15 protein-coding genes and 1 riboswitch are annotated in these 18,213 nt (G+C 39.4%); of the genes, 4 read left to right on the forward strand and 11 right to left on the reverse strand.

The window, feature by feature from the left end:
* Window positions 1-9: 9 nt before the first annotated feature.
* The 5 genes from dapB to lysA are packed head-to-tail and all read right to left on the reverse strand — an operon-like array spanning window position 10 to window position 4,872.
* Window positions 10-768, reverse strand: a complete 759-nt coding sequence (gene dapB, locus AC3B5S_RS01535) for a 4-hydroxy-tetrahydrodipicolinate reductase (RefSeq protein ID WP_489769081.1) — start codon at window positions 766-768, stop codon at window positions 10-12.
* On the reverse strand, window positions 768-1,682 hold the full coding sequence (dapA, locus tag AC3B5S_RS01540) for a 4-hydroxy-tetrahydrodipicolinate synthase (RefSeq protein ID WP_489789995.1): 915 nt from the start codon (window positions 1,680-1,682) through the stop codon (window positions 768-770). The genes dapB and dapA overlap by 1 nt, the downstream gene beginning before the upstream one ends.
* A gap of 11 nt (window positions 1,683-1,693) precedes the next feature.
* Entirely contained in the window at window positions 1,694-2,839 is a 1,146-nt protein-coding gene (locus tag AC3B5S_RS01545; protein ID WP_489789996.1) for an N-acetyldiaminopimelate deacetylase, read from the reverse strand.
* A 5-nt stretch (window positions 2,840-2,844) separates the two neighbouring features.
* A complete protein-coding gene (gene dapD, locus AC3B5S_RS01550) occupies window positions 2,845-3,546 on the reverse strand; it encodes a 2,3,4,5-tetrahydropyridine-2,6-dicarboxylate N-acetyltransferase (protein WP_489769083.1) in 702 nt (233 codons plus the stop codon).
* 6 nt (window positions 3,547-3,552) lie between these two features.
* Window positions 3,553-4,872 (reverse strand): diaminopimelate decarboxylase, encoded by a 1,320-nt coding sequence (gene lysA, locus AC3B5S_RS01555; protein WP_489769084.1) that lies wholly within the window; start codon window positions 4,870-4,872, stop codon window positions 3,553-3,555.
* Between the two features lie 102 nt (window positions 4,873-4,974).
* Window positions 4,975-5,154, reverse strand: a riboswitch (Lysine riboswitch).
* A 171-nt stretch (window positions 5,155-5,325) separates the two neighbouring features.
* Here lysA and AC3B5S_RS01560 point away from each other — a divergent pair.
* Together AC3B5S_RS01560 and dapF are read left to right on the forward strand one after the other, a co-directional pair.
* Window positions 5,326-6,678, forward strand: a complete 1,353-nt coding sequence (locus tag AC3B5S_RS01560) for an aspartate kinase (protein ID WP_489769085.1) — start codon at window positions 5,326-5,328, stop codon at window positions 6,676-6,678.
* Window positions 6,679-6,689: 11 nt separating this feature from the next.
* Window positions 6,690-7,658, forward strand: coding sequence for a diaminopimelate epimerase (gene dapF, locus AC3B5S_RS01565; RefSeq protein WP_489789997.1), 969 nt, complete (start codon window positions 6,690-6,692; stop codon window positions 7,656-7,658).
* Window positions 7,659-7,745: 87 nt separating this feature from the next.
* On the opposite strand, the gene AC3B5S_RS01570 is transcribed toward dapF, so the two are convergent.
* The 3 genes from AC3B5S_RS01570 to AC3B5S_RS01580 all read right to left on the reverse strand — a co-directional run bounded on the left by AC3B5S_RS01570 (window position 7,746) and on the right by AC3B5S_RS01580 (window position 11,374).
* Window positions 7,746-9,185 carry an APC family permease gene (locus tag AC3B5S_RS01570; RefSeq protein ID WP_489757401.1) on the reverse strand — a complete coding sequence of 480 codons (1,440 nt, stop codon included), beginning with the start codon at window positions 9,183-9,185 and terminating at the stop codon, window positions 7,746-7,748.
* Between the two features lie 206 nt (window positions 9,186-9,391).
* Window positions 9,392-10,849 carry a multicopper oxidase family protein gene (locus tag AC3B5S_RS01575; RefSeq protein WP_489769087.1) on the reverse strand — a complete coding sequence of 486 codons (1,458 nt, stop codon included), beginning with the start codon at window positions 10,847-10,849 and terminating at the stop codon, window positions 9,392-9,394.
* A 45-nt stretch (window positions 10,850-10,894) separates the two neighbouring features.
* The gene (locus tag AC3B5S_RS01580) at window positions 10,895-11,374 is read right to left on the reverse strand and encodes a GNAT family N-acetyltransferase (RefSeq protein ID WP_489769088.1); all 480 of its coding nucleotides are present in this window, start codon (window positions 11,372-11,374) and stop codon (window positions 10,895-10,897) included.
* A gap of 93 nt (window positions 11,375-11,467) precedes the next feature.
* Here AC3B5S_RS01580 and AC3B5S_RS01585 point away from each other — a divergent pair, with 93 nt between their 5' ends.
* On the forward strand, window positions 11,468-12,400 hold the full coding sequence (locus tag AC3B5S_RS01585) for a glycosyltransferase family 2 protein (RefSeq protein WP_489757398.1): 933 nt from the start codon (window positions 11,468-11,470) through the stop codon (window positions 12,398-12,400).
* 86 nt (window positions 12,401-12,486) lie between these two features.
* Here AC3B5S_RS01585 and AC3B5S_RS01590 read toward each other — a convergent pair whose 3' ends face one another.
* Entirely contained in the window at window positions 12,487-13,827 is a 1,341-nt protein-coding gene (locus AC3B5S_RS01590; RefSeq protein WP_489757397.1) for a glucose-6-phosphate isomerase, read from the reverse strand.
* 88 nt (window positions 13,828-13,915) lie between these two features.
* Window positions 13,916-14,521, reverse strand: coding sequence for a VanZ family protein (locus AC3B5S_RS01595; RefSeq protein ID WP_489757396.1), 606 nt, complete (start codon window positions 14,519-14,521; stop codon window positions 13,916-13,918).
* Between the two features lie 71 nt (window positions 14,522-14,592).
* On the opposite strand from AC3B5S_RS01595, the gene AC3B5S_RS01600 reads away from it, so the two are divergent.
* Entirely contained in the window at window positions 14,593-16,713 is a 2,121-nt protein-coding gene (locus AC3B5S_RS01600) for an LTA synthase family protein (RefSeq protein ID WP_489774866.1), read from the forward strand.
* Window positions 16,714-16,804: 91 nt separating this feature from the next.
* On the opposite strand, the gene AC3B5S_RS01605 is transcribed toward AC3B5S_RS01600, so the two are convergent.
* A complete protein-coding gene (locus AC3B5S_RS01605) occupies window positions 16,805-18,091 on the reverse strand; it encodes an NCS2 family permease (protein ID WP_489789998.1) in 1,287 nt (428 codons plus the stop codon).
* Window positions 18,092-18,213: the final 122 nt, after the last annotated feature.

Here is an 18,213-nt window from a genome sequence, read left to right on the forward strand (position 1 = left end):
TAACTTCCTCTATAAAATATTTTCTAAGCCCCAAACTAGTTGAGTCAATTGTGGCACCTTGTCTAAGGCCACATCAACGCCGCGCATAAATGAACTGCGATCAAACGAATCTTGACGAATACTCAAAGCTTCACCTGGTCCGCCAAATAAAACTTCCTCGTGAGCTACATAACCCGGTAAGCGAACTGCATGAATGGCTACGCCCTCATGATCTAACCCTCGAGCCGCTTGGGCAAAAGTTGGATTAGAACGTGCTACTTTACGACCAGCTTGAATCTTGCGTGCCGTATTCAAAGCGGTGGCTGAAGGAGCATCTTTTTTATCTGCATGATGCAGTTCAATCACTTCTGCGTCTGGGAAATATTCAGCCGCCATTTGGGCAAAACGTAACAACAACACCGCCGATAAACCAAAATTAGGGGCAATCAAACCGCCTAAACTTTGTTGTTGTGCTAAATTTGTGAGTTCTTGAACTTGTTGTTCATCTAAACCACTAGTTCCAATAATTGGTCGCATTTGGTGATTTAATGCAAATTGCGTATTTTCAAAGACGGCTTGCGGCGTCGTAAAATCTAGCCATAAATCATAAGTTTGGTCAATTTGTTCCAATTTAGTAAAGCGTTGCGTCGTGGAACTGAGTTCTAAATCAGTTGTGTCAGCTTGGGGCGCCAAAATGGCCGACACTTCATAATTGGACTTATTTTGAACTAATTGAACTGCTTGTTGACCCATTTTGCCCGTCGCACCAGCTACTAAAACTTTATACATTATTTATCCTCTTCCAAGTCAAAACTTAAATTATCACTTAATTGCTGAACTCCTAACGCTTGGGCCACCTGCGCTTCTTGATCAGACGTTAAAGTTGCAATTGGTAACCGACAACTCCCCGTTGTAAAACCTTGAGCATTTAAACTAGCTTTAACAGCAGACGGTGATGGATACATAAATAACGCATGCATCTTAGGGGTTAACAACCGTTGCCAAGCTCCAGCTTGCGCCACATCACCCGCAGCTAAAGCCGCATACATTTTTGTCATTTCTCTTCCATATAAATGGCTGGCTACTGAAATAACTCCTTTGGCGCCTAATACTTTTGCTGTCAAAGCTTGTTCATCTTCGCCAGTGTAAACGGCAAAGTCTTGGGGTACTGCTTGAATAATGGCTTGTAAATCCGTTAAGTTTTCACATTCCTTAACGCCAATAATATTCTTATTATGTGCTAAATGAATAACGGTTTCTGGTCGCATGCTAACACCAGTCCGCCCTGGAATATTGTAAATCACAATTGGTAACGGACTTTGAGCTGCTATGGCCTCATAATGGGCAATCATGCCGCGTTGGTCAGGCTTATTGTAATAAGGAACTACTACTAAAACGGCATCAATTCCGGGAATTTGCCCGACTTGCTTGGTAAAATCAATCGTCGCTTGTGTGTCATTAGAACCACTACCAGCCACAATCGGTACGCGACCATTGATGGTCTGACTAAAATGTCGGTACAAAGCTAATTTTTCTTCATTAGACATCGTAGCTAATTCGCCCGTAGTTCCGCCAACAATGAAACCTTGACTACCAGTCTGTAGTAAATGCTCAATCAATTGATCCAAACCGTCAAAATCAATTTGATTATCTTCAGTAAAAGGTGTCACAATCGCTGTCATTAATTCTACTTGTTCAAACATTATTCTTCCTCCTATTGTCCCATTCTCTGTTCCAAAAACTTCCGGCCCACGCGTACACCTACTGCCAAAGCCGCTTCATTCGGCTGCAATTGGGCAGTATGTAAACTCGCAGAACTCTGCACTCCCAACCAAAACATTACACCAGGAAAATGATGCAACAAATACCCAAAATCTTCACCAGTCATAGCTGGTTTGGTTTCTACCAATTCAATCTGTGAATCGCTTTGGCAAGAATCCATAAACAATTTGGTTAACTGCGGATCATTGACTACTGGCAAATAGCCCCCTTGATTAAGTTTTAACTGAACTTGCACATCAAAACTTCGCGCAATGCCATGAGCTATATCATCTAGCCGTTGCCCAATTTTTACAATCATGGGTTGATCCAACCCCCGAATTGTCCCAGCTAAATGGGCACGACCAGCAATAATATTCCGAATTGTTCCAGCGTTCAGCTGACCAAAAGTAACTACCCCACTGGCTAGGGGATCAATATTGCGAGCTACTATTGTTTGAGCTTGGTTAACAAACTCTGCGGCCGCCACAATCGCATCATGAGCTTTTTGGGGAGCAGCTGCATGCCCACCTTTGCCAATAAAATCAACATCAACCTCGGTAGTTCCAGCAAATAATGTGCCCTGGCAACAACCGATTTGGCCGACTTTCAAATCGGGATTAACATGCAAGGCATAAAATTCGTCTGGCCGAAATTGCCCGGTAAATACACCTGATTTTTCTGCTATAACTGCACCACTATCACTTTCTTCCGCTGGTTGAAAGAAGAATACTAAATTATCTTGTGGTTGATGCTCCGCAAAATATGCTAAAATCCCCAAAGCAATCGTTAAATGAAAATCATGCCCACAAGCATGCATGACACCAGCATGCTTAGATTGATAGCTTAAGTTAGTTGCTTCGGTCAATGGTAAGCCATCCATATCTGCCCGATAACCCAAAGTTCTTTTCGGATCCGTACCTTGAACATGAACCAAAATGGCCGTTGGTAATTGACTAATCGTTTGTACTGTTAGATATTGCTGTGGTAATTGCGCAATAATTTGTCTTAAGTAGGCAGACGTTTGCGTTTCTTTTAAAGCTAGTTCGGGGATTTGGTGCAAGTGGCGCCGAATTTGAATTAAATCTTCATTTAATAGCATTAATTTCACAACTTTCGTAAGTCAGATTCTAAACCGGTTTTTTGCTGTGTTTGAGTATCAACTTGTTTAATCACTTTCGCCGGTACTCCCGCTACCACACTATTGGCAGCCACATCCTGGGTCACTATTGCTCCGGCTGCTACAACTGCATGCGATCCAATTTTCACCCCCTCTAAAACTACAGCATTAGCACCAATTAAAACATCATCACCGATAACAACGGGCTGGGCAGAAGCCGGTTCAATCACACCAGCAATCACAGCGTTGGCTCCGACATGAACCCGTTGACCGATCTGAGCGCGCCCACCGATGACTGTGCCCATATCAATCATGGTTTCGGCACCAATTTGAGCACCAATATTGATCACGGCACCCATCATCACCACGGCCTGATCACCAATTTGTACGTGATCACGAATCAAAGCTCCAGGTTCAATCCGCGCATTAACATTCTGAATATCTAACAAAGGCACCGCTGAGTTACGCGCTGTTACTGTTAAATGTTGAGCTGTAATGACGCTTTGGTTAACTTGTAAAAATTCTTGCACCTGAGCATAATCGCCATAAATAACTCCGACTTGCTCGCCAACAAAACTTTCAACCCCAGCTATCGCTTGTAACTTAGATAAATCGCCCTTAATTACTACTTGCACCGGCGTTTTCTTGGGTGCTTGACTAATAAAATTAATAATTTCTTGTGTATTCATCACAAATCACTCTTCTCCAGTTACTTGATAATCTTGATCTAAACGAAGTAAATCCATCGGTGTTTCTCGTTTGACAACTACTTGGCTATGCCCACGTTCGGCAAAAACCACTGCCGGACGTGCTACGCGGTTATAGTTGGAAGCCATTGAATAACCATAAGCACCCGTATCTAAGATTGCTACAATATCGCCCGGCTGCGTTGGCGGTAAAGGTTGATTCTTAACTAAGATATCACCAGATTCACAATAACGTCCTGCAATAGTTACCGTTTGCGTCGTTTTAGCTTGTGGTGCTTTAGCTAACACAGCAGTATAATCCGCTTGGTATAAAGCGGGGCGAATATTATCACCCATGCCCCCATCTACCGTGACAAAATTACAAATCCCAGCCACTTTTTTATGGGTTCCAATTGAATAAAGACTGACTCCGGCGGCCCCGACTAAAGAACGTCCCGGTTCAATCCAAATTTCTGGTAAAGGTTGTGAAGCTAATGGCCAAGCTTGTTGTAATGTTTGAACAATGGCTTGAACAAATTGCTTAGGCGCCAAATCCTCGTCACTTGCAACATACTGAATACCAAAGCCGCCGCCAAGATTTAAGACTTGTGGTACAAATTGAAATTTTTGGTACCAACTGGCGACTAACTGACATAACTTTTTAACTAACAATTCAAAACCTTCAACAGCCATGATTTGGGAACCGATATGGGCATGTAAACCAATAACTTGTAATTGTGGTTCTGCCAAAGCCTGTTGTAAGGCAGCTTGTGCTTGCTGTGATTGCACATCAAAGCCAAACTTGCTGTCAATTTGCCCAGTTTGATCATATTCATGGGTATGTGCTGAAATGCCGGGCGTAATGCGTAGCATAATCGCCACTTTTCGCTGAGGATAACTTTCGTGTAGCAATTGTGTCAACATGTTTAATTCATCAAAATTGTCAACAATGATGACTCCAATCTGATTTTGCACGGCGTAATTTAATTCTGCTAATGATTTATTATTACCATGAAAACTAATCTGCGCGGCGGGAAATCCGGCTTGTAATGCCGTCATCATTTCTCCTAAAGAAACTACATCAACATGTACTTGTTCTTGTTGCATCACTTGATAAATAGCTTTCACAGCAAAAGCTTTGCTGGCATAACTAATCGTGGCGTTAACGCCGGCTTGTTGAAAAGCTTGCTTAAATTGATGAACTTGTTGCCGAATTTGGGCGACATCATACACAACCAATGGTGTTTGATATTTATGTGCTAAATCCAGGGCATCGCAGCCCCCGATTGTCAAATGTCCTTGCGCGTTTAATGCCATTGCTGACTGCATGATTGCGACCTCCAGTAAAAATAAAAATTAATAATAAAAAAGGTCCTTTTGCTCGCTTTCGAACAAAAGAACCCATCATTCATTGCTAAAATTATGGCATTAGTTTGTCGTAAGCGCTCCGTAGAGATATTTTTCTACGACAGTCCATAATTTATTCAATTATGTCCCAGAATTTAAGCCCCGGCCTTTGGACTTAATCCTTCGGCAATCGCCCCTTTCACTATATTCTCAGCTGACCAGCTCCTATAGTTACTCTTGTTGATTGCGACCTCTTCGATATGTAAAATATTATAATTAATTAAAATATTTGTCAAGCTATTTTAATTTATTTCGGCAGATAGTTAAAAAATAAGTAGTTGCAGATTAAAAAATAAATGTTAGAATGCAAATTAATCCCCTAATAATTTTAATAATTGGGTAATAATTGATCAAGCAGAGAGGAATTCGTTAGTTATGAAAGTTATTAAATTTGGTGGTAGTTCGCTAGCCACTGGTTCACAATTTCAAAAAATTATTGCCATTATTCGAGCTGATCCTCAGCGCCGCATTATCGTTACTTCCGCTCCCGGTAAAAGATTTTCCCAAGATACCAAAGTAACCGATTTGCTAATCAAATACAGTCAATTAGTTATTAACCATCAGGATTTTACCCCCATTGTGACCGAAATTTGGCAACGTTACGTCGAAATTGCCCAAACTTTTGGTTTATCGAGTCTGCAAATTGCTGACTTAAAGCACCAATTAGACATTTTACCCACTACCACTTTCGCCAATAATGATTATTTAACCGCCGCGTTTAAAGCCCATGGTGAAAAGTTAACCGCCCAATTATTAGCCCTGATCTTGCAACATCAAAATCTTGATGCCCAATACATATCACCGCAAGATCTCGGTTTATTAGTTAGTGATCAACCTCATGATGCTGAAGTTTTACCGCAAACTTATCTTAACCTCAAAAAAATTAAGCTCCAACACCAATATTATATTGTGCCCGGTTTTTATGGCCTCACGGAAAAGCAACAAATTGCGACCTTTTCCCGCGGCGGTTCTGATATTACTGGGGCCATTTTAGCTAAGGGATTTCAAGCTGATCTTTATGAAAATTTCACAGATGTTGACGCTATCTATGCGGCTAATCCCCAAATCGTTGAGCATCCTCAAGCTATCAAAACTATGACTTACCGGGAATTACGTGAATTATCCTATGCTGGTTTTTCTGTTTTTCATGATGAAGCGCTCATTCCGGCCATTCAAGCCCAAATTCCGATTAATGTCAAAAATACTAATCATCCCGATTTACCAGGAACTTTAATTGTACCTGAAAAAGACTTTCACCCTCAACAATTAATGACGGGGGTGGCCACGTCCAACCATTTTGTGGCTCTCTATTTGCACCGTTATTTACTCAACAAAGAAGTGGGCTTCACACTCAAATTACTACAAATTTTTTATAAATATCATATCTCTTACGAACATATGCCTTCTGGAATTGATGATGTTACAATCATCTTTGATCAACGCCAATTTACACCTCAAATCGCCAAACAAATGTGTCAAGAAATTCAAGACACGCTTCATCCCGATCAATTAGAATGGATCGATGATTACGCCATTACAATGATTGTTGGCGAAGGTTTCCGCCAAAAAATTGGGGTCTTAAAAAAGATTATTGATCCGTTAGCACACGCCCATATTGGTTTACACATGATTAATCAGGGGGCTTCCCGTATTTCCATTATGATCGGTACCAAACAATCAGACGCTGATAAGGCCGTGCGGGCCATTTATCGTAGTTTTTTCGAATAGGAGACTTTAATATGGTGCAATTACTCAAAGTTCATGGTTCACTCAATCAATTCTTATTGCTGGACCAAACCCTTTTACAACAACCATTAACTACTCAAGAATTACAATTATTAGTCCAAACTTTAACCCAGATTCCCGCTTTGCAGCCGGTTGACGGTTTGCTTGTCGTGGACCAAGCAACTGAGCCAACAGCCTTAGGTCAAATGCAAATTTTTAATGCGGACGGTTCAACAGCTTTAATGTGCGGCAATGGTTTACGAACAGTGGCCCGCTATTTAGCAGATAAATTTCAGCAAGATGATTTCACTGTGGAAACTTCACAAAAAAGTTTACACGTCAAACGTTACCCCAATTTGGCACCCAACGTGCCAGCCTTTGGCGTGGAAATCTCCCCCGTCAGTTTTGAACCACAGACTGTCGGTTTAACTACTCCAACAGAGCCAGTCATCAATCAGGTCATTCCCACGATTGATCCTGACTTAAAATTTACCGCTTTAGCCGTTCCCAATCCGCACTTGATTACTTTTGTACCAGAAATTGATACAACTCGTTTGCAACAGCTCGGCCAACAATTAAATGACCACAATCCTGAATTACCTGACGGAGTTAATCTAAGCTTTGTTAAAATTTTGGGACCGCAAACAATTTTTGTGCAAACTTTTGAACGCGGTGTCGGTTTAACCAACGCGTGTGGGACCGCAATGTCTGCGGCCAGCTTAGCTTTAGTCTTAAATTATCCGCAAAAAGCCCAGTTAGAACAACTACTTCAAGTTTACAATCCGGGCGGTATGGTTCAAACCAAAGTTCATCACCAAGCCGATCAATACTGGATGGAATTAATTGGTAATGCGACCATCATGGGCCAAACGCAGTTGTCAGAAGCTTGGTTACATCAGCCCCAAGCTACGGACAAGATTAGTTTGCAAAATGACAGTGAAGCCATTGCATACCGTAATTGGACTCAACAGCTAAAACTTTAAAATAACAATAAAATGAGGCTAGAACAATAAGATTACGCTCTTATTATTCCAGCCTTATTTTTGTTTTAATTTAAAATAATTGAGTTTTTAAGATTTGGCTTTTTGGTTCAAATACGAATGCCGAATACCATAACAGAAATAAACAATTAAGCCAATGATAAACCAACCTAAGGCATACCACTTAGCTTCTTTACTCAAGCCCCAAAAGACTAAGAGTGAACCTAAAAAGCCTAGTAATGGCATAACTGGGTAAAAGGGCATCTTAAATCCAGGTTCCGGCAAATCTTTGCCTTCGCGCTTCCGTAAGCCGTAAATTCCTAATGTAACAAACATAAATGCAATTAAAGTTCCGGCCGAAACTAATTGTGACAAAATACCAAATGGGAAAATAGCGCCCACGATTACATCAACAATCGTCAAGACTAAAACAGCATGATTAGGCCGATTTTTTTGATCCAAATGACCAATCCACTTAGGTAACAAACCATCACGGCCAAAAGAATACAATAACCGTGAACCGGCCATCATCATTCCAATTAAAGCGGTAAACATACCAATAACCGCCACGGCTTGCACAATAGCTGCCACTAAACTATGACCGCTATGCCGTAACGCCCAACCAACCGGTTCAGCATTATTAGCATATGCAGTATACTTAAACATCCCCACCAAAACTAACGAAACACAAACAAACAAAAACACCGCAATTAATAACGAGCCTAAAATGCCCCGCGGCATAGTTTTTTGTGGATCCTTAGCTTCGGCTGAATTAGCTGCAATTGAATCAAAACCAATATAAGCTAAGAAGATCATCGAAACACCCGCATAAATACCACGCCAACCGCCAAAGGCACTACCATCAGGGTTTAAGTGATACTTAGGAATAAACGGTACATAATTGTGCGGATGAATTGCAGTTAAACCAACGACAATAAATAACAAGATTGCTAAAACCTTGCACACGACTAACACATTTTCTACTCTAGAAGCTTGAGATGCACCTAACGATAACAAAAGAGCAACCGCAATAATTACCACAGCAGCAATTAAGTCAATGCCGCCACCGGCGGTTCCAATCGGATTCGCTAAAAATTTGGGCAATTGCAAACCTAAAGGTTCAATCAATCCCCTAAAATTGGCCGAAAGACCAGAACCAACAAAGGCCACCGCAATGAAATACTCTGCTAATAATGCCCAACCGGCAACCCAACCAAAAAATTCACCAAAAATCACATTAATCCACGAATAAGCGGAACCCGCAAAGGGCATGGCTGAAGCCATTTCTGAATAAGCAAAGGCCACTAATCCAGCAACAATCGCCGCTGCTAGGAACGATAACACTACCGCCGGTCCAGCATGTAAAGCTGCCACATCACCAGGTAAAGTAAAAATGGCCGTCGATACAATGGTTCCCACTCCTAGAGCCAAAAAGTCCTTTGTTGTTAAAGATTTAACTAAGTGTGAATCCTTTGATTCATAAACACTCGGATCTTCTTTTCGAAAAATCCGCTCCTTAATACTCGCCATAAAAATGCCTCCCATAACTTTGTTGCTTTAATGAAACTTCATTAGAGTATGGTTAACATTTTCTAACAAAAATATAAATTTGTCAATCTTTCATTTCTACTTTTAGCTATTTATTCAAAAATAGTATTTTACGGATAATTTAATGTGCATGAAGCATAGAGAAAGGCCTAATTATTAGGCCTTTCTGAGATTAATTCTTAACTTCTTTACATTTCGTGCATTGCGTGTAAATGGTAAGTTCGTGGTTGCTTAGGATCGTAAACTTCAATTTGCGCCATCATGCCGGTATCTTCATGCTCCAAAATATGACAGTGGTACATAAAAATACCTAAAACATCAAAGCGAACTCGAATGCGCACCGTTTCGCCAGCATTAACACCCACTGTATCCTTAAAACCGGTTTCGTTAGGATACGGGGCTTGACCATTACGACTAATTACTTGAAAATGACAACCATGCATGTGAAATGGGTGAATCATCCCCCCACAAGTATCATTAGTATTCGTAATTTCCCAATCAACGGTTTGTCCTAATAATTGTTTGCGATCAATTCGCGTCATATCAAAGCGCCGACCATCAAGCAAGACCTCATCATCCATTCCCGACATTACAACCTTTTGAACCGGAGCTTGTTCATCAGCTTGCCACTGCGGAACATCGAATAACTGATCAGGAATAGTTTGTTTTGCTTTAGTCATGGCACCAATTTCAAAAGTACATAAAACCGTATCATCAGACAGCAACTGTACTTGATCGCCAACTTGACAATCACTAAAATCAACCACAATTTCAGCTCGTTCAGGAACAGTTAACATTAAACGATCTAAATCAATAGTTTGTTTTAAGAAACCACAGTCTCCCGCAATTTGCGTAAAACGGCGCCCATCATTAAAGTGCAACCGAAACTCACGTCGATTAGCAGCATTTAATAAGCGTAACCGCACTTGCGGAGTCGTCACCTTAAACACACCATTGATCGTACCGTTCACTAACGGATACTCACCTAAAGTCCCATCCACATCATAATCGGCTTGATAATCCAATTGATTATCATGATAGGAGCGATCTTGCAGAATTAGTGGTAAATCATCGACACCGTATTCTTGAGGCAGTGGTAAGGTTTTAGCATGTTCATCAGTAACAATTACCATGGCTGCTAAACCATTCCAGACTTGGCGGGCTGTATTGGGACACGGATGTGGATGCATCCAATCTGTTTGCGCCCCTTCTTGATGCAATGTAAATTCAATATCACGTGCTTGACCAGGCAAAATAGGAGCATGGGGACCACCATCAGTAATGGGACCCGGAATGTTTAACCCATGCCAATGTAACGTCGTGGTTTCGGGTAAGTGATTTTCAATATGCACATGATAATGCCAACCATCATGCAAGACAACCGTTTGTCCCAAAATCTCAGCATTATAGCCCCAGGTCTTGGTTAATTCACCTGGTAAAATCGCAGCTTGTGACTCCTGAGCCACTATGGTATACCATACCTCATGATCTTGAACTTTATCTGGCTTTAAAATTGGCGGAATCCTGAGCGCCTTACTAGGCACCTGCGGCAACGTCAGTTTTTTATAACCACCATCATGTAGGTCATAGACGTTTTCATCATAAAAATATTCTTGATAAAATGGTCGTTGACTCAAATTAATCACTCCTTTTCACAATTTGATCATAACACACTCTGCATTTAGGAGAAATCAAACTGAACGCTTCATCGTGACATCGGTTACCTGAAAGCCCAACTTTTGATAGAGATGCTGTGCCTTATGATTAATTCCAAATACGTGCAAGCCGAGCTCTTGATAACCCAAATCATGTGCCTGATGAATCACCAAGTTTAAAGCTTCTTGCCCCAAACCTTGGTCTTGAAAAGTATCCAAGATGGCAAAATCATATAAAAACAAATACGGTTGTGCTGAGTAATCACTATCCATGACTTCCGCTAGCCAAACGTAACCCACTGTTTGCTCAATATTTTGCACCACATACAAAAAATTGTGGTAAGTATGTTGTTGATCCGGTAGCAATAATTTAAACTCTTCCTCCGCTCGAAATAATGCTTCCTGCTTCGTCCAAGCGTGATTTAACATCTTTTGCTGTGCATATTCTTTTGTTTGCGAACTAAAAAAGCTTTGAAATTGTTGATCATCCATTGTCTTTAATACTAAATCTGTCATATTCATTGACCTTCCTTGCCAAATTCTAAATAAATAGTAGCTTTTATATTTTTTTAAAGTTAAAATATTACTGATATTCAAGGGGGTTCTTTGATGGCGACAAAAATTAGCATTATTGTACCATGCTTTAACGAAGAAGAAACGGTGGAGCTATTTTATCAAGCTATCGTTCATACTTTTCAAAAATTACCAGCATATGAGCCGGATATTTTATTTATTAACGATGGCTCAACCGATCACACCTTACAAAAATTACGCCAATTACACGAAGAGCCAACCATTGAAAGCCACTATTTATCTTTTTCCCGGCAATTTGGGAAAGAAGCCGGCATTTATGCAGGGCTGAAAAACGTTGACGGCGAATTAGTGACAATTATGGATGCTGATCTACAAGATCCCCCCAGCATGTTGATTCAGATGGTCCACCTCTTAGAAACCACGGATTACGATTGTATTGGTACTATGCGCCAAGATCGTAGTGGTGAACCACCGATTCGTTCCTTCTTTTCCAACCTTTTTTACCGCATCATCAATAAAATTTCCGATACGCAAATCATTCCGGGTGCCCGCGATTTTCGCCTAATGCGCCGCGATATGGTCAATGCCATATTAGAGATGACTGAATACAATCGCTTTTCGAAAGGAATTTTTTCTTGGGTTGGCTTTAAAACTAAATATTTACCATATAAAAATGTCGAACGAGTTGCTGGCAAAACTAGTTGGAATTTTTGGAGTTTATTTAAATATTCTGTCGAAGGCATTACTGATTTTTCCACAGTGCCCTTAATTGTAGCGGTTTGGCTCGGCTTAATTGTCATGTTCTTAGCTTTTGTAGCTCTATTATTTATCGTCGTGCGTTCTTCGATTTTTGGCAACCCGACCAAAGGTTGGTCTTCTTTAATTTCCATCATCCTCTTTTTAGGCGGTATGCAATTATTTTTCCTAGGGATTATTGGTAATTATATTGGCAAAATCTTCTTGGAAGTGAAACGCCGTCCGCTATATATTGTGAAAGAAAAAAAGTAGATTGCAAATAAAACCACTTTTTTATGCAATAAAAAAAGCCTAGAAAATTCTAGACTTTTTTTGTTGACGCAAAAACATTAAAAATTTTATAACCGTTGATTCAATTCTTGGCCTAATTCTTCAAAACCAGGTTTACCTAACAAAGCAAACATGTTCTTCTTATAAGCTTCAACACCTGGTTGATTAAACGGATTGATACCGTTCAAATAACCTGAAATAGCGATCGCAATTTCAAAGAAGTAAATTAAATAACCTAAAGTATAAGCATCTTGTTCTGGAATATGCACACTCATTACAGGCACACCACCATCAGTATGCGCTAAGACGACCCCTTCATAGGCCTTCTTGTTAACGTAATCCATGGTCTTACCTTCCAAGTATTGTAAACCATCTAAATTATCGCTTTCTTGTGGAATAGCAACGTCTTGACGTGGCTTGTCAATCATAATCACTGTTTCCATCAAGTTACGCTTACCTTCTTGGATATATTGGCCTAAAGAATGTAAATCCGTGGAGAAATTAGCAGAAGCAGGGAAAATACCTTTTTGGTCTTTACCTTCAGACTCACCAGCTAATTGCTTCCACCATTCACCAAAGTACTGTAAGTTGGGTTCATAATTTTCCAATAATTCAACCGTATAGCCTTTACGATATAAAATATTGCGCAAAGCAGCATATTTATAAGCTTCATTTTGTTGCACATCAGGATTTTGATAGTCATTACGTGCACTAGCTGCACCTTGCATTAATTGATCTAAATCAATGCCAGCCACTGCAATTGGTAACAAGCCGACCGCTGTTAAGACTGAGAAACGACCACCGATATCATCAGGAACAACAAATTCTTCATAGCCTTGAGCATCAGATTCTGTCTTTAAAGCACCCTTTTGCCGATCAGTCGTTGCATAAATCCGCTTCTTAGCTTCGGCTTCACCATATTTAGCAATTAATTTTGCCTTCAAAACTCGAAAAGCAATTGAAGGTTCGGTCGTAGTACCTGATTTGGAAATAACATTAATACTAAAGTCCCGATCGCCAATAACCGCTAACAAGTCACTTAAATAATTAGGGCTAATAGAATTACCACAGAAGTAAATTTCTGGTACTGCTTTTTCATTTTTGATATTGTAAAAACTGCTACTCAAAAAATCAATCGCTGCCCGCGCTCCTAAATAAGAACCGCCAATCCCAATAGCTACGAAAACTTCGGAATCTTTTTGAATCTTTGCTGCGGCGGCTTTAATCCGGGCAAATTCTTCTTTATCATAATCAACTGGCAAATCTAAAAAACCCCGAAAGTCATTGCCAGCACCAGTTCCTTGCCGCAATTCTTGATCTGCAGCAGTCACTAACGGTTGCATTTCAGATAGTTCATTTTCATGAACAAATTTGCCCAATTTTGAGTCATCAAATTTGATATGTGTCAATGTACATTCCTCCAAATTTTGCTTGATTTTCTTAATAAGTACTACGAACAAATTATAGCATATTCAATTGCGAACAAGCCTTGCGATTTCAGAAAATTTTCTGACCCAACCAGTAAATCATATAACCACAAATCACCCCCAAAGTGTTAAAAATAACATCATCAACATCACTCACACCCGTTAACAAAACAAATTGTAAACTTTCAATTCCAATCGATAATAAGCTGCCTTCAATAATTGTTTTCAAAGCTGCAGATTGTCCCCGACTAATTAAAGGACGCAATAATCCAAACGGAACAAACCACAAAATATTGCCTAATGAATTATATAAAAAATCAATCATTGATTTACCGGCAGTTAATTTCCACGTTTCCACTAAGGGCACCCAATTGATGGCCGTTAAGGAACGATGCCAATAAAAATGAAAATCCCACGGAAAATAACCCTGCCGAAAAACCGTCAAAAAGAGCAGTAACAAAAAATAAATCACAAACAGATTAACTAATAATTCGTGCCCCAAACTGGTCGCCTGCCGAAAAATAGCTAACCACAGTATTCGACAAAGTAAGAATACTAAAAAATAAAAAATAGTTTTATCAAGGCTTAAAAAAATCAGCCGAATTAACGGAAAATGATTAATACGTCCTGCCAAATGCTGATAAACTTGTTGATATATTGAATTTAAGAAAATCATGTCTAACCTCACTGTTACCATAATTAAATGGTAAAATTATGAATGATACTATTATGGAGAGAAATTAATTCATGAAAATGCACAACCAAATGAACACTCGGCGCAGTGGCTGGTTATTAATCTTAACCGGAGGTCTCTGGTTAAAAACCGTCATTGCTTATTACTTAGATTTTAATATGGGCGCCGCTGATCCTTTTCAGCATTTTTTACTCATTATGAATCCCATTGCTACAAGTTTACTCTTATTGAGCTTGCCACTTTATTTCAAAAAAGCGAAACCATATTATTGGACCACTCTAGCCATTTATGTTTTAGAAACAATATTACTATATAGCAATATTTTATATTACCGCGAATTTAGTGATTTTATTAGTATTAACACCATTTTAAGTGTGGGCAAAGTTGCTAAAGGCCTTGGCAGCAGTGCCATTGCCATGATTAAAGTACACGATTGGATTTATTTTATTGATTTTCCAATTTTTGCTTTGTTATGGATTACTAAAAAAGTTACTGCCGACCCCAAGCCCACTAGTAAGTTACAAGCTTTTTTAATTACCAGTCTGAGTTTAACCATGTTAGCCGCTAACGTTTTTTTAGCCGAATTAAGTCGACCACAATTATTAATGCGGACCTTTGATCGCACCTATATTGTTAAATATTTGGGACTGAATTCTTTTTTAGCATATGATAGTTTTAAAACCGCCCAAAGTAACAATCTCCGCTCCGGAGCGCAAGGAGCTAATATGGATCCGGTCTTATCTTACGTCAAACAACATTACGCCACACCTAATCCCAAGTATCAAGGCATTGCTAAAGGCAAAAATGTTATCATCATTCATCTCGAAAGTTTTCAACAATTCCTGATCGATAGTAAAGTGAAGGGTCAAGAAGTAACTCCCTTTTTAAATAGTCTTTATCATTCCGATAATACCCTAGCTTTTTCCAATTTCTTCCACGAAGTTGGTCAAGGCAAGACAAGTGACGCAGAAACTATGTTAGAAACGGGGCTTTTTGGCTTACCTGAAGGATCTTTTTTTACTAGTTTAGGATCTAACAATACCTTCCAAGCCGCACCGGCCATTTTAAATCAACAACAAGGTTACACCTCGGCGGCGTTTCATGGTAATATTGGTTCTTTTTGGAGTCGCGACACTGTTTACAAAAATATGGGCTACAATTATTTCTTTGATCAAAAGTATTTTCAACAAACTGCCGATAGTAACACTTATTGGGGCAGCAAAGATAAACTGTTATTTGCGGAAAGTACCAAATATTTAGAACAGCTGCAACAGCCATTTTACGCTAAATTTTTGACAGTCACTAATCACAACCCCTTTGAATTAGCCAATGATGACCTCGGTGGTTTTCAAAAACCGGATACTAATAATACAATGGTCAATAATTATTTTGGCACTGCACATTATCTTGATGAAGCTGTTCACGAATTCTTCGACTATTTAAAGGCTAGTGGTTTGTATGACAATTCGATTATCATTCTTTATGGTGATCACTTTGGACTAAGTGAAGGTGATGAAAAAGACGTTGCGCCGGTCATTGGGCATGATCCGAAAACTTGGAGTCAATTCGATCATATTCAACTGCAACGTGTTCCGTTTATGATTCATATGCCCGGATTGAAGGGAGGAATTCAAAAACAATATGGTGGAGAAATTGATGTTTTGCCCACTTTATTAAATCTCTTGGGTGTCAATACTAAACCTTACATCTTTATGGGCAATGACCTCTTATCTAAGCAACATGACCAAAATGTCATTTTCCGTAACCATACGTTCGTGACACCTAAGTATACCGTGATTAATAATAGTAATAACAAAATGACCATTTATCAAAACAGTAATGGTCAATTAATCACTGATCCAACACCAGAATTGAAAAGTAAACTACGCCAAATTGCCCAAAAGAAGGATACTGAACTGAGTTTATCAGATTCCGTCAATAAAACTAATCTCTTGCGCTTTTACACTCCCAAGGGCTTTACCCCTGTCAATCCTAAGGACTATAACTATCAAAACGAATTTCAACACTTAATGAAAACACGCGATGCTTTGGGGGATAAATCAACGAGTCTTTATTCCAAAAATAATAATAAAACGACTACTGATTTATATAAGAGCAATGCCCCTGAACTAGATGGTAATGATAATTTTCTCTATGAAGTTCCCCAAAAATAAGCTAAACAAACTAACTAAAAAAGCATTAGTTCAACATTCTAGTAACGAATTCACAGTTGAACCAATGCTTTTTGTTTTATTCTCAACTTAACTATAAAATAGCATTCACAATTAAATCTAATAAAAATAAACCACTTAAAACTAGCAATGTGGCATTTAATTGCTGACCTTGCTTAGTGGCCCATTTAACCACAGGATAACTCACAAAACCAAAAGCTAACCCCGTGGCAATACTACCAGTTAGCGGAATCAACGTAATAATCAAAAACGCCGGAAACCATTCACTAAAATCTTGTAAATTTAAAGTTTGCAATTGTTGCATCATCATAGCCCCTGTCAAGATCAAAGCCGGTGCAATCGCGGCTTGAGGGATATATTTTAAACCACCGACTACAAACAACGAAGCACTAAATAAAATAGCTGCTACTAAAGATACAATCCCACTGCGACCCCCACTTTCAATTCCCGCAGCACTTTCCGCCGCGGCAACAGTCGGACTACTGCCTAGAATTCCAGATAATACAGCTGTAATGGAACTACTTTGAAAGGCTCGCGGAAATTTTTTCTGGTCAGGTAAAATGCCAGTCAATAGCCCCATGGATTCAAATACTAAAATCATGGTCAAAGAAAAGACCGCCAACCAAAATTTCAAATTTCCAATTTGACTAAAATTAGCTTGATTAATTAACTGTGACATTTGGGTTAATTGACTTAATTTGACTGGGGGAGCAGCTGCTTGTAAATGAAAAATAACCGCTAAGATACTGCTCGTAATAATACCGATAATAAAATAACCTGGAACTTTTTTTAAATATAAAACTAACGTTAATACTAAGCCAAATAAGGCCAGTAACGTTATTGGCGCAGCTAAGTTGCCTCCTGCTACTAAGGAACCATTATGACCTGCTACAATGAGTCCCGCCTTTTTTAACCCCAGCTCGACCAAGAACAAGCCGATCCCAACGCTAATCCCTGTTTTTAAACTAGCTGGAATTGTTTTAGCTAACAAGTGTACTAGTGGTGTAAAAGCAATCACTAAATACGCCAAACTGCTTAAGATAGAAACTGCTAAGGCCTCTCGCCAACTAAATTTGAGGTTAACTACTAAGGTATACGTAAAAAAGGCATTGACGCCCATTCCTGGGGTCAAGATCACCGGTGCATCTGCCCAAAAAGCCATAATTAAACAGCCGATTGCCGAGATAATAATCGTCGCAAACACACTCAGATTAACTGGCATGCCGGCATCCTTTAAAATTAGCGGGTTAACAATAATAATATAAGAAATGGCGAAAAAACTGGTAACCCCCGCTAACAGTTCAGTCTTTAATTGCTGTGGTTGCTTGAATATTTTAAACAAAATGATCTTACTCCTCATTAATTTCTTTCGGAATGCCATCAAAACAGCAAAGAAGCCAAGAAAAAAATCGCTGAGTATGATTATAACTTTCTTAAGTGTTAGTAACACCAAAATTGAATCGCAATAATCAGCTTTGAGCG

The organism is Bombilactobacillus sp. ESL1094 (genome assembly GCF_058107425.1).